Origin of the sequence: Streptomyces sp. NPDC102441 (genome assembly GCF_044765585.1) — a bacterium.
GTDB lineage: Bacteria > Actinomycetota > Actinomycetes > Streptomycetales > Streptomycetaceae > Streptomyces.
The window spans coordinates 105,586-118,895 of sequence record NZ_JBIWKH010000012.1; the positions used below are offsets into that span (position 1 = coordinate 105,586).

Genomic DNA, 13,310 nt, shown 5'->3' on the forward strand with positions numbered 1-13,310 from the left:
GGGGTCCGGCATTCCAGCCGCGCGTCAGCCGCGGAAGCCGAGCAGACCGTGCAGTGTCCTGCCCTTCATGTTCACGCCCGCCTTCGTGGCGGGCGCCGGCTTCGGTTCCGGCAGTGCGTCGCAGACCGCGTCCGCGCCGTTGCCGCCGCCGGTCGGGACGGTGCCGTCGGTGAGGTAGTCCACCAGGTGGTCGTCCAGGCAGTCGTTGCCGCTCAGGGTGATGCCGTGGTTGCCGCCGCCCTGCTCGACGACGAGGCCGGAGCCCTTGAGCCTGCGGCTCATGGTCACGCCGCCCTCGTAGGGGGTGGCCGCGTCGTCGGTGGCCTGGAGGATCAGCGCGGGCGGGATGGCGGCGTTGGTGACCCGTACGGGCTCCAGCGGCTCCACCGGCCAGGTGGCGCACGGCGCGTTGTACCAGGTGTTGTTCCATGACATGAAGGGCGCCTTGCGGTGCGCCTGCCAGGTGTCGTTTCGCCAGGTGCTCCAGGTCCTGGGCCAGCCGGCGTCGCGGCACTGCACGGCGGCGTAGACCGAGTAGCCGTTGTCGCCGCTGCTGTCGACGGCGGCGAAGTCCTCGTAAGCGGTGGCGAGCGCTTCCTGGTCCTTGTCGTTGACGTACGCCGCGAACGCCTCGGCGAGGAGCGGCCAGTAGCCGTTGTAGTAACCGCCCGGCATGAAGGTGTCCTCGAGCTCGGACGGCCCGACCTTGCCGCCCGCGGGGTGCTTCTTCACCGCGTCGCGCATCCGGTACCACGCGGCCTCGACCGCGGAGGGGTCCTTGCCGAGTGCGTAGGTGGCGTCGTTCTTCGCGACCCACGCGGCGAAGGCCTTGTGGCGGGCGTCGAACGCGTGGTCCTGGCCCAGGTTGTCCTCGTACCAGACGCCGTCCGGGTCGACGACCGAGTCCAGCACCAGGCGGCGTACGCGCTCGGGGAAGAGCTTGGCGTAGACCGCGCCCAGGTAGGTGCCGTAGGAGTAACCGAAGTAGTTGATCTGCTCTGCGCGGAGGGCCCCGCGGATGACGTCGAGATCCTTCGCGGCACTGACGGTGTCCATGTACGGCAGCAGGTCGCCGTGTTTCTCACCGCACGCCGCCGCGAAGGACGCCGCCCGGTTGCGTGCGGTCTTCTCCGCCTCGTAGGAGTCCGGCACCGAGTCGGGGCGTACGGGCTCGAAGTACTTCGGTACGCAGTCCAGGGCGGGGGTGCTCTTCCCGACACCGCGCGGGTCGAACCCGATCACGTCGTACTGCGCGGCGAGCTTCCCGGGCAGCGAGGACGCCACGAAGCCCGCCATGGAGAGTCCGCTGCCGCCGGGGCCACCGGGGTTGACCAGCAGGGGGCCCTGAGAGGTCTTCGCCGTGTGCGGGATCCGCGAGAGGGCGAGCGTGACCTGTCTGCCCGACGGGTTGTCATGGTCGAGCGGGGCGCGGACGGTCGAGCACTGCAGAGCCGGATACGACTTCGTCCCGCAGCCGGTCCACTTGAGCGGCGCGGCGGCGCGTGGGGCGGCCGCACCCGTCCCGTCGGGCGCGGTGGACGCGGTGGACGGCGCTGCGGTCACCAGACCCGCGACCGTGGCGCCGGCGGCGACCAGAATTCCTGCACGTTTCGTCATAGGGCCTCCCGTGTCGGGGAACGCGGCTGTGGGTGGCACAGCCCCCGCCGCATGCTTCCCGGATCCGGTCCTGGCAGGACACCTGGCGTCGAGAGTTGACCCGTTCGGGCAGGGAGACCGTGCGGTCAGAGCAGGGTCAGCTGGGTGGGGCCGGCTGCGTGACCGTCCGTCAGGGCCGGCGGGGTCTCGCGGGCGATGCGGCGGGCGCCGCCCCGGTCGGCCGGGCCGATGCCGTACTCGGTGGCGAGCTCGTGGACCCGGCGGGTGATGGACCGCTGGTACCAGGTCGGCGCGTACGCGCCATCGGCGTACATCCGTTCGTACCGTCGCACCAGGTGCGGATGGTGCTGCGCGAGCCACTGCATGAACCACTCGCGGGCGCCGGGCCGCAGATGCAGTACGAGCGGGGTGACCGAGGTGGCCCCGGCGGCGGCGATGGCGCGGACCGTGGCGCGCAGCTGGTCGGGGTGGTCGCCGAGGAAGGGGATGACCGGGGCCATCAGCACTCCGCAGCCGATCCCGTTGTCCGTCATGGCGCGGACGACGTCGAGGCGGCGCTCGGGGGAGGGGGTGCCCGGCTCGACCGTGCGCCACAGCTCGGGGTCGGTGAATCCGACGGATACGGAGACGCCCACCTCGGTGACCTCGGCCGCCTGCCGCAGCAGGTCGAGGTCGCGCAGGATCAGGGTGCCCTTCGTCAGGATGGAGAAGGGGTTCGCGTGGTCGCGGAGGGCCGTGATGATGCCGGGCATCAGCCGGTAGCGGCCCTCTGCCCGCTGGTAGCAGTCGACGTTGGTGCCCATCGCGATGTGCTGGCCGTGCCACTGGCGGGAGGCCAGATGGCGGCTCAGCAGTTCGGCGGCGTTGACCTTCACGACGATCTGGGAGTCGAAACCGAGACCGGTGTCCAGATCCAGATAGCTGTGGGTCTTGCGGGCGAAGCAGTACACGCACGCATGGGTGCAGCCCCGGTAGGGGTTCACGGTCCATTCGAACGGCATACGGGAGGCCCCGGGTACCCGGTTCACGATCGAGCGGGCCCGGATCTCATGGAAGGTGATTCCCCGGAATTCCGGGGTGTCGAAGGTGCGTGTCGTCACCGCGTCCGCGGCGAAGAGCGCACCGTTCCCCTGTTTTGTGGTGTTCTCTGCAAGATTGTCCCAGCGCATGAACGCCTCCTTGGTAGCACTCCGCAGAGAATAGAACATGTGTTCCCTTGATCGTGCGCGGCGGAGCGCGGGGCCCGATTTTGAGGGGCCGTACCCGAGGTGGTTGGCTCAGCAGCACCCCCGAACAACCGAGTGCTGGAGGAGCAGGCATGGCGCAGGTCGAGGCCACGACAGAGCGGATCATCGCGGCGGACGCAGAGACGGTGTTCGACGCGCTGGCCGACTACAAGGAGGTCCGCGGCAAGGTGCTGACCGGGCACTTCAGTGAGTACGAGGTGCGCGAGGGCGGAGACGGCGAAGGCACCCTCGTCCACTGGAAGCTCCAGGCGACGAGCAAGCGGGTGCGCGACTGCCTGCTGGAGGTCACGGAGCCCACCGAGGGGCAGCTGATCGAGAAGGACCGCAACTCCACGATGGTCACCACCTGGACCGTCACCCCGGCGGGTGAGGGGAAGTCCAAGGCCGTCGTCTCGACCGTGTGGAACGGTGCCGGCGGCATCGGCGGGTTCTTCGAGAAGACCTTCGCGCCCAAGGGGCTCGGCCGGATCTACGACGAACTGCTGCAGAACCTCGCCACCGAGGTCGAGAAGTAACCCTGCCCCTCCCGCTGTTGACGTCACGGCCGGCCTCACCGGAAAGAGTGGTTTTCCGGGGTGGCCGGTTGTGCGCCGTAACCCCTCCCACCGGCGCATAAGCCCTCTGTACGCGCCCTGCGTGCGCCCGGTCGCGTTTGCCCCGCCTCGCCGCCTGATGCGAGAAATGAGCGGCGCAGCTGCGACGAGGGGAGCGTTACGTGGTGGGTGGGATCACTCTGGTGAAGGACGAGCCGGGAGGCACGGAGTACGGGGTCCCCGGGACCTGGGTGGAACCCGGTGTGCCGGTGAAGTCCGAGCCGCCTCCACCGCCGTCCGCCGCCGGACCGCCCGCGCCGCCGGACGAGATCAGCCCCCGCAGGATCCGGCTGGTCTTCCTCGGTCTGATGCTCACCCTGCTGCTCGCGGCCCTCGACCAGATGATCGTCGCCACCGCCCTGCCGAAGATCGTCGGTGAGCTGCACGGCCTGGACAAGATGTCCTGGGCGGTCACCGCCTATCTGCTCGCCTCCACCATCGGCCTGCCGCTCTACGGGAAGCTCGGCGACCTCTTCGGCCGCAAAAGCGTCTTCCAGTTCGCGATCGTCGTCTTCATCATCGGCTCCGCCCTGGCGGGCTGGTCGCGCACCATGGACGAACTCATCGCCTTCCGCGCCGTCCAGGGCATCGGCGGCGGCGGACTCATGATCGGCGTCCAGGCGATCATCGCCGACATCGTCCCGGCCAGGGAGCGGGGCCGCTACATGGGCCTCATCGGGGCCGTCTTCGGCCTCGCCTCGGTGGCCGGCCCGCTCCTCGGCGGCTTCTTCACCGACCACGCCTCCTGGCGCTGGTGCTTCTACATCAACGTGCCGTTCGGCCTCGTCACCCTCGCGGTCATCGCGCTAGTACTGAAACTGCCCAAGCCGGCCGTCCGCCCCCGCCTCGACCTGCTGGGAGCGCTCCTGCTGGCCGTCGCGTCGACCTGCCTGGTGCTGCTCACCAGCTGGGGCGGTACGGAGTACGCCTGGGGGTCGCGGACCATTCTGGGGCTCGCCGCGGGGGCCGCGGGAACGGCCCTGCTCTTCCTCGTCGTCGAGCACCGGGCCGCCGAACCCCTCATCCCGCTGCGCCTGTTCCGCGACTCGGTCTTCAACGTCACCTCGCTCGTGGGCGCGGTCATCGGGGTCGCGCTCTTCGGGGCGGCCAGCTATCTGCCGACCTATCTCCAGATGGTCGAGGGCGTGTCCGCCACCGAGTCGGGGCTGCTGATGCTGCCCATGATGGGCGGCATCGTCATCTCCTCCGTCGTCTCCGGGCAACTGGTCTCGCGCACCGGCCGCTACCGCGTCTACCCGCTGGTGGGCGGAGCCGTGTCGGCCGTCGGCATGTGGCTGCTCTCCCTGCTCGACACCGGCACCTCGGCGCTGGAGTACGGCATCTGGCAAGCGGTCCTGGGCATCGGGATCGGTCTCGTCATGTCCATCCTGGTGCTGGCCGTGCAGAACTCCGTACGCCCCTCCGACCTCGGCACCGCCACCAGCGCGCACAACTACTTCCGGCAGATCGGCGGCAGTGTCGGAGCCGCGATCTTCGGCACCCTGTTCGCCGGGCGGCTCTCGGACGCGCTCGGGGTCCGGCTCCCCTCCGGCGCCGACCTGCCCGACCCGGAGTCGATCACCCCTCAGCTGGTCCACGCCATGGAGCCCGCGCTGCGCGACGCCTACATCCAGGCGTACGCCGACGCGATGCCGCGGATCTTCCTCTACCTGGTGCCGGTGCTCCTGCTCGGCCTGTTCCTCGCCTTCTTCCTCAAGGAGAAACCGCTGGTGTCCCACCACACCCCCCAGACGGCCCCCGACCCGGCCGCGGCGCACTCCACGATCCCCGCGGCCCGCACCGACCCCGGCCCGCCGCAGCCAGGTCCGCTGTCCGGGACCCCGGTGTGCGGATGTGTACAGCACCCGGACGGTACGAAGGTGGGGCGGGCCGCGCTCACCCTCATCGACGGCCAGGGACGGCAGGTCGGACGGGGCGCGAGCGGCGACGACGGCAGGTACGCGCTGAGCGCGCCGGGAACCGGTACCTACGTGCTGATCGCCGCCGCGGGCGGGCACCAGCCGCAGGCCGTCAGCGTCACCGTCAGCGACCGGCCGGTGGAGCTCGACGTGGTCCTGGGCGGGGCGGGCCGGCTCGCCGGCGCGGTCCTCACACCCGACGGCGCCCCCGTCCGCGACGCGGCCGTCACGCTCACCGACGTACGGGGCGAAGTCGTCGCGACCACCCGCACCGGACGCGAGGGCGCCTATGTCATCAGCGAGCTGGTGGCCGGTGAGTACACCCTGGCGGCCAGCGCGTCCGCCTTCCGCCCCGCCGCCCTCCCGGTCAGCGTGCAGGCCGCCCGGGAGACCAGGCAGGACATCGAGCTGGCGGGCGGCGCCGTGCTCCGCGGGATCGTACGCGCCCCCGGCGGGCGGGTGGTCGAGGACGCCAGGGTCACGCTGCTGGACGCGGCGGGCAACGTGGTCGACACCCTCACCACCGGCTCCGACGGAGCGTTCCGCTTCGTGGACCTGTCGACCGGCGAGTACACCGTGATCGCCGCCGGCTACCCGCCGGTCGCCACCGTGCTCCAACTCCCCGGCGGGGGACGGACCGAACGCGATCTCCAGCTGGGCCACGAGGACTGAGCAGGACCGGGGCGGGGCGGGTGTGCGAGCCACACACCCGCCCCGCTCACGGCAGCAGCCGTGGGTTCCGTCTCGCCGCGACGTCCTCGATCCAGCCGAAGCAGACCACGGCGGCGGCGATCAGCACCCACGCGACGCCGAACTGCCACCACACGCTGTCCAGCGGCAGATGCCGCTCCAGCGCCGGCACCTCCCACATCAGGTCGATCAGCGGCACCGCGGCCATCAGCGCCACCTCGTGCCAGAGATAGACCGTCACCGCGCGGGCGTTGAACACGGTGACGACCCGGTCGGCCACCGGATGACGTACGAGTCCGTCGAAGCGGGGCCTGAAGCGCAGCAGGAGCAGCACGAACCCCGCCGACCAGAGCGCCTGGGCGAGCGGGATGTCGTCCAGGTCGTACGTACCCTCCACCGGGTGCCCGGCCGCCCACCAGGCACCGGCGGCCATCAGCGGCGCCGCGGCGGTCACCGTTCCCGGGCCTCGCAGCCGGCCGAGCACACCGTCGCGGTGCGCGAAGCCCAGCAGCCAGCAGAACAGGAACACCGACGCGTCGCTCAGCGCACCCCCCAGCCGGCCGTCCGGCACGCCGGACACCGTCTCCAGCACCACGACGGGCACCAGGGACAGGGCGAGCACGGGGAGAGGCGCGAGCCGGAAGACACGCAGCAGCAGAGGCGAGAACAGTACGAACCACAGATAGGCGCGCAGATACCAGAGCACCGCCCACGCCTGCTCCCCCCACTCGTTGCCGGGCGGATCACCGACCGGCAGCACCCAGAGCAGGACGTCGGGCCCGGGCACCCAGCCGTGCAGCAGCATCGCCACCCCGAGCACGATGCCGAACAGCCACACCGGTATGAGCAGCCGGCGCAGCCTGCCGCGGAGCACGCCGAGGGCGGGGCGCTCCAGCGAGCGGGCCATGAGTGAGCCGGCGAGCGCGAACATCACGCCCATGGACGGGAAGACGTACCCCAGCCAGGGCCACTCGAAGGTGTGGTACATCACCACCCGGACGAGCGCCACGGCCCGCAGTACGTCGAAGGAACGGTCACGGCCGGTGCCCGTCGCGGCCGCGGGGGCCGGCGCGAACGCCGCCCTGCGGTGCGCCCCCGCCACTACGACGCCCCCACGTGGGACGTTCCCATCTCACCGGTGCGCTTCAGCTTCTGCCAGCGCAGCCGGCCGCCCGTCGCCGCCGTGACACACGAGTGGATCAGCACGAGGTACATCAACTGCCGGTACGCGAGCTGCTGGAGGGGCAGCATCAGCAGGTACCTGTACTTCTCCCGGTCGAGCCGGAAGGCGTACGCCGCGCAGAACAGCTGCACGGCCAGGACCGCCAGCCAGGCGAGCAGTGAGGCACGGAAGTCCACGAAGATCATCGCGTAGACGGTGAAGACGTCGATGAGCGGCGCGAACACCGGCGTGACGATCTGGAAGAGGACGACGAGCGGCATGCCGACCCGGCCGAAGCGCCCGGAGGGCCCCCGGTCGGTGACGGACCTGCGGTGCTTCCACAGCGCCTGCATGGTGCCGTAGCTCCAGCGGTAGCGCTGTCGCCACAACTGCCCCAGTGAAGCCGGTGCCTCGGTCCAGGCGCGGGCGTGCTCGGCGTAGACGACACGCCAGCCCGCGCGGTGGAGCGCGATGGTGATGTCGGTGTCCTCGGCCAGCGTGTCCTCGCTCATCCCGCCGGCCTCCAGGACCGCCTGGCGGCGGAAGGCCCCGATGGCCCCGGGGATGGTGGGCATGCAGCGCAGCAGGTCGTACATCCTGCGGTCCAGGTTGAAGCCCATCACGTACTCGATGTGCTGCCAGGCGCCGATCATCGTGGACCGGTTGCCGACCTTCGCGTTGCCCGCGACGGCGCCGATCCCCGGGTCGGCGAACGGCTGGACGAGCTGGTGCACCGCGTCGGGCTCGAAGACGGTGTCGCCGTCCATCATCACCACGATGTCGTACCGCGCCTGCTTCACACCGTTGTTGAGTGCCGCCGGCTTGCCCGCGTTCTCCTGCCGGATCACCCGGACGTTGAGGAGGCCGAGTGATTCGGCGATCTCCGCGGTGCCGTCCGTGGACCCGTCGTCGACGACCACGATCTCGATCGGATGCGTGCTCGCGGCCAGGGACTTGAGGGTGGCGGCGATGCACTCCTTCTCGTTGAAGGCCGGGACGATGACACTCACCGGCCCGGTCACCTCCGGACCCCAGGCGAATCTGCGCCGGTTCCGTTGTCGGTAGTGGCGCCGGGCGAGCAGGAGCATCATGCCGAAGCGGGCCAGGACCGCGAACCCGACGACGGCCAGCACCGAGGCCAGCCCCGGCACGGTCCACTCCGCGACGGCCACGGCGGCGAGCAGGGCGCGGCCCTCCCACAGGCTCGCGGTGTCCGCCTTGCGGTGCGCGGTCTGCTCCGCGTTGCCCTGTGTGCCGCCGGCCTGTGCGCCACCGGGTGGTACGGCGCCTGCCGGTGCGGCACTGTCCGCGTCCTCCCCGGCGCCGCTGTCCTGCTGCTGGGCGCCGCTGACGGTGGTGAAGGTGTAGCCCTTCGCCTTCATCTTCTTGATGTACTTCGGCAGCGCGGCCAGCGTCTCGGATCGGTCGCCGCCCGAGTCGTGGAAGAGCACCGACGCACCCTCGCCGTCCTCCGGGGTCGCCCACTTGACGATCTTGGAGACGCCGGGCCGCTGCCAGTCCTCACTGTCGGTGTCGATGAACACGCTGGTGTAGCCCATCGCGCCGAGGCGTTCGTAGACGGGCCAGCTGTAGTCGTCGATCGCATCGGTCTTCGAGGAGTACGGGGCACGGAACAGCGTCGTCGTGATGCCGGCGGCGCCCGCCAGGGCGAGCTGCGTCTGGGCGATCTCCCGCTTGACCCGCGCCTCGCTCTGGTAGGAGAGGTCGACGTGGGTGAAGGTGTGGACCCCCACCTCGTTGCCTTCGTCGACCATTCTCCGTACGACGTCCGGATAGCGCGAGATCATCGAGCCGACGAGGAAGAAGGTGCCCGGCACGTCGTTCTCGTGCAGGACGTCCAGGACCCTGCCGCTCCACTCGGGATCGGGGCCGTCGTCGAAGGTCAGCACGATGGTCTTGTCCGGCACGGACTGCGTACGGGCGGTGCCGCCGGGGAAGCTCAGGATGGGCCCGCCCTCCAGCACATCGCTGGGCACCGTGTCCGCCGAGGCGCCGGAGCGCACCCGCTGGTCGTCACCGACCTCGGAGCGCAGATAGCCGTCCAGCAGCATCGTGCAGACGAGCCCCAGCAACAGCAGCAGGGCCATGATCACACGGGGCCGGGGGACGGCCTGGCGCCGTATGCGGCTGATCCTGCCGGGCCGGCGTCGCGAAGCGGCCATCAGTTCTCCCCGGCCGATGCGGACGCGGAAGCCGTCGCCTGGCCGGACGGTGTCGCCTGGCCGGGTGCCGGCGGCACGCCGCTCGGGCGGGCGGCGCCGCCCGGCGGCATGCCGTATCCGGGTTGCGTCCCGCCCCCCGGTCCGGCGGCCGGGCCGCCGTTGAAGGGGAGCAGCTCGGAGGGGGTCATGGAGATTCCGCCCATGAAGGCGAGCCCCAGCACGGCGGCGTAACCGATGCAGACTGTGCCCAGGAGCATGCCGGCGCGGCGCAGCAGCGTGGACCGGCGCCCGGAGCTGTCCACGAAGACGGGCCCCTCCTGGGGTTTTGCCACCGCGCGGCGGCGCTCGGCCGAACGGGCCGGACCGGCGTGTGCCCGGCGTCGGCCGCGAGGCGCCGGGTCTTTCTCGATGACGAGATCGGATTGCATGTGCGCATGGTGACAAGACTCTTTGTGTGAAGTCTGGAGCTTTCCTTTCCGCACCCTGTGAAAGGGGCCTGAACCTGTCGGACCGCTGAGAGTGCGCCGACTGAGAGCCATCTGCTCCGTACCGCTCCAACCGGCCCCAGCAGGTAGTTGACCGCTTTTGACGGCCACTTCCGGTCCTTTCCCATGAGTTGACTGTGTCTTCGCGCCGCTCCTGGTGTGAGAGGTTCATGGTGTCCCGGCAGCACCGGCTGCCTTCCCCGGGCGACTTTCCGAGAGCAGGTGCACATACTCATGCAAAGGCGCACACGGGTTTCCTCAGTCGCTGCGGGGCTGATCGCGCTCGGTCTCGCCTGCACGGCTTGCTCGACGGGTGGCGTGGCGGATCAGGCGAAGGGGTCCGCGCCGCCTCCACCGGCGGCCACGCAGGCCGCCTACACCCCGTACGTGAGCGCCACGACCGCCGCCGACACCGACAGTGCGGGGTCCCCCGACACGTACAACCTCGCCTTCGTCACCTCCGACGCCTCAAGCTGCACCCCCTTCTGGGGCGGCAGCGCCGCAGTCGGCAGCGACGTGGTCGCGGCGCGCGCCGAGGCGCTCACGGAGACCGGGGCGGACATCCGGGTCTCCTTCGGCGGCGCGGCGGGTACCGAGGCGGCACTGGCCTGCGACAGCGCGGAGGAACTCGCCGACGCCTACGCGGAGGTGCTCGACGCGGTCGGCGCCACGAAGGCCGACTTCGACATCGAGGGCGACGCTCTCACCGACACGGCCTCCGTCACCCGCCGGAACGAGGCACTCGCCCTGCTTCAGGAGAAGCGCGACCTCGACGTCACCTACACACTGCCCGTCATGCCCGAAGGGCTCGAGGACACCGGGCTCGCGGTCCTCCAGGACGCGGTGGACCAGGACGTCGACGTCTCGGGGGTCGACATCATGGCGATGAACTACAGCACGTCCCACAGCGGCGACATGGGCGACTACGCGGAGCAGGCCGCCGCCGCGGCCCACGACCAGCTCGTGGACGCGCTCGGACTGTCGCAGGACGAGGCGTGGAAGGCGCTGCACATCACCGTGATGATCGGGGTCAACGACGTCGAGGGGGAGACGTTCACCCTCGACGACGCCGAGTCCCTGCGTGCCTTCGCCACCCGACAGGGGGTCGGCGCGCTCTCGCTGTGGGCGGCCTTCCGGGACCAGGAGTGCGCCTCGGACGAGGACACGACGGGGGCCTCGGACACCTGCAGCGGAGTCGACCAGGAAGCGGGCGCGTTCGCCGAAGCGCTGAGCGGCTGAGAGCCGGGCGGCCAGGGTCAGCGCAGCGGGGCCTCACGGACCAGCTTCATCAGCGCCTTCGCCCCCGGGGTCATCGCCCGGGCCGGCGGGAGGACCACGACGCTCTCGTAGAACGGCCGGTGCGCTCCGTCGAGCTCCACCGCGACCAGGCCACGGGCCTCCGGCTTACGGGAGAAGTGGTGCGGTACGACCGCGATCCCCAGGCCCTCGTGCACCAGCTCCAGCAGGCTGTGCACATCGTTGACCTCCAGCGCCACCGTGCGGCGGGCCCCCGCCGCCGCGAACGCCTCGTCCGCCGCGCGCCTGGGCCCCCAGTCCGGGTGGAAGTCGATGAACCACTCGCCGTGCAGCTCACTCCACGCCACCCGCCCACCCTCCTCCTGGGCGAGCCGGTGGCCGGGGGCGCACAGGACCACCATGGGCTCCCGAGCCAGCGGCACGAGCTCGCCCCGCCACTCCGGCGGGGACACGGTCGCGGCGAACGCGAGGTCCAGCCGCCCGCCGGCCACACCGTCCAGCAGGCTGGACGTACCCTCCTGCCGGAGCCTGATCTCCATGTGCGGATGCTCCCGGTGGAAGGCCGCGAGCAGCCGCGCCGTGCTGACCCCGGCCACGCACTGCTCCACCCCGAGCGTCAGAGTGCCCCGCAGCAGCCCTCGTACGGCGTCGACGGCGTCCCGCGCCGCCCTGGCGCCCGCCAGCGTGCGCTCCGCCTCCACCAGCAGGGCAGCCCCTGCCTCGGTGAGCCGGACCATGCGAGTCGTACGGCTGAACAGCGGCGTCCGCAACTCGTGCTCCAGCGCACGGACGGACGCGGACAGCCCGGACTGGGACACGGCCAGCCGCTCCGCCGCCCGGGTGAAGTGCTGCTCCTCGGCGACCGCGACGAAGTGCTCCAGCTGACGCAGTTCCATGATTGAGCAATCTAACCGATGAATCCCAGCGGAATCTCCTGTTGGACCGCTGGATCGATCTCCGCCAGTCTTGGGAACGCGCACCGGACCTGGGGCGCTACGCCATGCCCTGTGGAGTGCTCGTATGTATCTTCCGTCCGCCGACCGCTACACCGCCATGCCCTACAGGCGCACCGGACGCAGCGGCCTGCTGCTCCCCGCGCTGTCGCTAGGGCTCTGGCACAACTTCGGAGGCGACCGGACCCCCGAGCGCCAGGGCGAGATCCTGCGCCGGGCCTTCGACCTGGGCATCACCCACTTCGACCTCGCCAACAACTACGGCCCGCCGCCCGGCTCCGCCGAGACCGCCATGGGCCGCGCGCTGAAGACGGACTTCGCCGGGCTCCGGGACGAGATCGTCATCTCCACCAAGGCGGGCTACCACATGTGGGAGGGGCCGTACGGCGAGTGGGGGTCCCGCAAGAGCCTGCGCTCCTCGCTCGACCAGAGCCTGACCCGGCTCGGCCTCGACTACGTCGACATCTTCTACTCGCACCGCTTCGACCCCGACACCCCGCTCGAGGAGACGATGGGCGCCCTCGACACGGCGGTGCGCCAGGGCAAGGCGCTCTACGCCGGCGTCTCCAACTACTCCGCCGAGCAGACCCGCGAGGCCGCCCGCATCCTGAACGAGCTGGGGACCCCCCTCCTCATCCACCAGCCGCGCTACTCCATGCTCGACCGCTGGGTCGAGGACGGGCTGCTGGACGCCCTGGACGAGCTCGGCACCGGCTCCATCGCGTACTCCCCGCTGGAGCAGGGCATCCTCTCCGACCGCTATCTCCACGGCATCCCGGAGGGGTCACGCGCGGCGGGCAGCAGCCCCTTCCTGTCGGCCGAGGCCGTCACCCCGGACCTGGTGAGCAGGCTGGGCGCACTGAACGAACTGGCCCGGGAGCGCGGACAGTCCCTCGCCCAGATGGCGCTCGCCTGGGTGCTGCGCGGCGGCCGGGTCACCTCCGCCGTCGTCGGCGCGAGCAGTGTCGCCCAGCTGGAGAACAGCGTGGCGACGGTCGGCAACCTGGAGTTCGCCGAGGGGGAGCTCGCCCGGATCGGTGAGCTGGTCAAGGGCACCGGCCGCGTCTGATCCCCGAGCCGTCCGCCGTCCGGCACCCCGGCCGGCGGACGGTTTCACCGGACTGGACCAGTGACAGATCACGGAGGCTCTGGCCCGGTGCTGTCCCGGCGCGTACCGTGATGCGGCACGAAGATCCTCTTCCCG

General features: G+C 70.9%; 10 protein-coding genes. 4 read left to right on the plus strand and 6 right to left on the minus strand.

Annotation, left to right across the window (positions count from 1 at the left end):
- Positions 1 to 24: 24 nt before the first annotated feature.
- Both ACIREO_RS25770 and ACIREO_RS25775 read right to left on the minus strand, forming a co-directional pair.
- Positions 25 to 1,617, minus strand: a complete 1,593-nt coding sequence (locus ACIREO_RS25770) for an alpha/beta hydrolase (protein ID WP_404114248.1) — start codon at positions 1,615 to 1,617, stop codon at positions 25 to 27.
- Between the two features lie 125 nt (positions 1,618 to 1,742).
- Positions 1,743 to 2,786, minus strand: a complete 1,044-nt coding sequence (locus tag ACIREO_RS25775) for an Rv2578c family radical SAM protein (protein ID WP_404114250.1) — start codon at positions 2,784 to 2,786, stop codon at positions 1,743 to 1,745.
- 149 nt (positions 2,787 to 2,935) lie between these two features.
- Between ACIREO_RS25775 and ACIREO_RS25780 the strand changes: the two genes are divergently transcribed.
- Together ACIREO_RS25780 and ACIREO_RS25785 are read left to right on the plus strand one after the other, a co-directional pair.
- Positions 2,936 to 3,379, plus strand: a complete 444-nt coding sequence (locus tag ACIREO_RS25780) for an SRPBCC family protein (RefSeq protein ID WP_404114252.1) — start codon at positions 2,936 to 2,938, stop codon at positions 3,377 to 3,379.
- Between the two features lie 200 nt (positions 3,380 to 3,579).
- Positions 3,580 to 6,048: an MFS transporter gene (locus tag ACIREO_RS25785; RefSeq protein ID WP_404114254.1), complete on the plus strand. Its 2,469-nt coding sequence runs from the start codon at positions 3,580 to 3,582 to the stop codon at positions 6,046 to 6,048.
- Between the two features lie 46 nt (positions 6,049 to 6,094).
- On the opposite strand, the gene ACIREO_RS25790 is transcribed toward ACIREO_RS25785, so the two are convergent.
- The 3 genes from ACIREO_RS25790 to ACIREO_RS25800 are packed head-to-tail and all read right to left on the minus strand — an operon-like array spanning position 6,095 to position 9,839.
- On the minus strand, positions 6,095 to 7,168 hold the full coding sequence (locus ACIREO_RS25790) for an acyltransferase (protein WP_404114256.1): 1,074 nt from the start codon (positions 7,166 to 7,168) through the stop codon (positions 6,095 to 6,097).
- A complete protein-coding gene (locus tag ACIREO_RS25795; RefSeq protein WP_404114258.1) occupies positions 7,168 to 9,411 on the minus strand; it encodes a bifunctional polysaccharide deacetylase/glycosyltransferase family 2 protein in 2,244 nt (747 codons plus the stop codon). Before ACIREO_RS25795 ends, ACIREO_RS25790 begins: the two co-directional genes overlap by 1 nt.
- Positions 9,411 to 9,839 (minus strand): hypothetical protein, encoded by a 429-nt coding sequence (locus ACIREO_RS25800; protein WP_404114260.1) that lies wholly within the window; start codon positions 9,837 to 9,839, stop codon positions 9,411 to 9,413. The genes ACIREO_RS25795 and ACIREO_RS25800 overlap by 1 nt, the downstream gene beginning before the upstream one ends.
- A 291-nt stretch (positions 9,840 to 10,130) precedes the next feature.
- Between ACIREO_RS25800 and ACIREO_RS25805 the strand changes: the two genes are divergently transcribed.
- Positions 10,131 to 11,135, plus strand: coding sequence for a chitinase (locus ACIREO_RS25805; protein WP_404114262.1), 1,005 nt, complete (start codon positions 10,131 to 10,133; stop codon positions 11,133 to 11,135).
- 17 nt (positions 11,136 to 11,152) lie between these two features.
- On the opposite strand, the gene ACIREO_RS25810 is transcribed toward ACIREO_RS25805, so the two are convergent.
- Positions 11,153 to 12,049, minus strand: coding sequence for a LysR family transcriptional regulator (locus ACIREO_RS25810; protein ID WP_404114264.1), 897 nt, complete (start codon positions 12,047 to 12,049; stop codon positions 11,153 to 11,155).
- Between the two features lie 124 nt (positions 12,050 to 12,173).
- Here ACIREO_RS25810 and ACIREO_RS25815 point away from each other — a divergent pair, with 124 nt between their 5' ends.
- Positions 12,174 to 13,175: an aldo/keto reductase gene (locus ACIREO_RS25815; protein WP_404114266.1), complete on the plus strand. Its 1,002-nt coding sequence runs from the start codon at positions 12,174 to 12,176 to the stop codon at positions 13,173 to 13,175.
- Positions 13,176 to 13,310 lie beyond the last annotated feature (135 nt).

Bases quoted from the DNA above. Each gene is read 5' to 3' on its own strand.
- ACIREO_RS25770 (WP_404114248.1), bottom strand. From the start codon at position 1,617: ATGACGAAACGTGCAGGAATTCTGGTCGCCGCCGGCGCCACGGTCGCG.
- ACIREO_RS25775 (WP_404114250.1), bottom strand. From the start codon at position 2,786: ATGCGCTGGGACAATCTTGCAGAGAACACCACAAAACAGGGGAACGGT.
- ACIREO_RS25780 (WP_404114252.1), top strand. From the start codon at position 2,936: ATGGCGCAGGTCGAGGCCACGACAGAGCGGATCATCGCGGCGGACGCA.
- ACIREO_RS25795 (WP_404114258.1), bottom strand. From the start codon at position 9,411: ATGGCCGCTTCGCGACGCCGGCCCGGCAGGATCAGCCGCATACGGCGC.
- ACIREO_RS25800 (WP_404114260.1), bottom strand. From the start codon at position 9,839: ATGCAATCCGATCTCGTCATCGAGAAAGACCCGGCGCCTCGCGGCCGA.
- ACIREO_RS25805 (WP_404114262.1), top strand. From the start codon at position 10,131: ATGCAAAGGCGCACACGGGTTTCCTCAGTCGCTGCGGGGCTGATCGCG.
- ACIREO_RS25810 (WP_404114264.1), bottom strand. From the start codon at position 12,049: ATGGAACTGCGTCAGCTGGAGCACTTCGTCGCGGTCGCCGAGGAGCAG.
- ACIREO_RS25815 (WP_404114266.1), top strand. From the start codon at position 12,174: ATGTATCTTCCGTCCGCCGACCGCTACACCGCCATGCCCTACAGGCGC.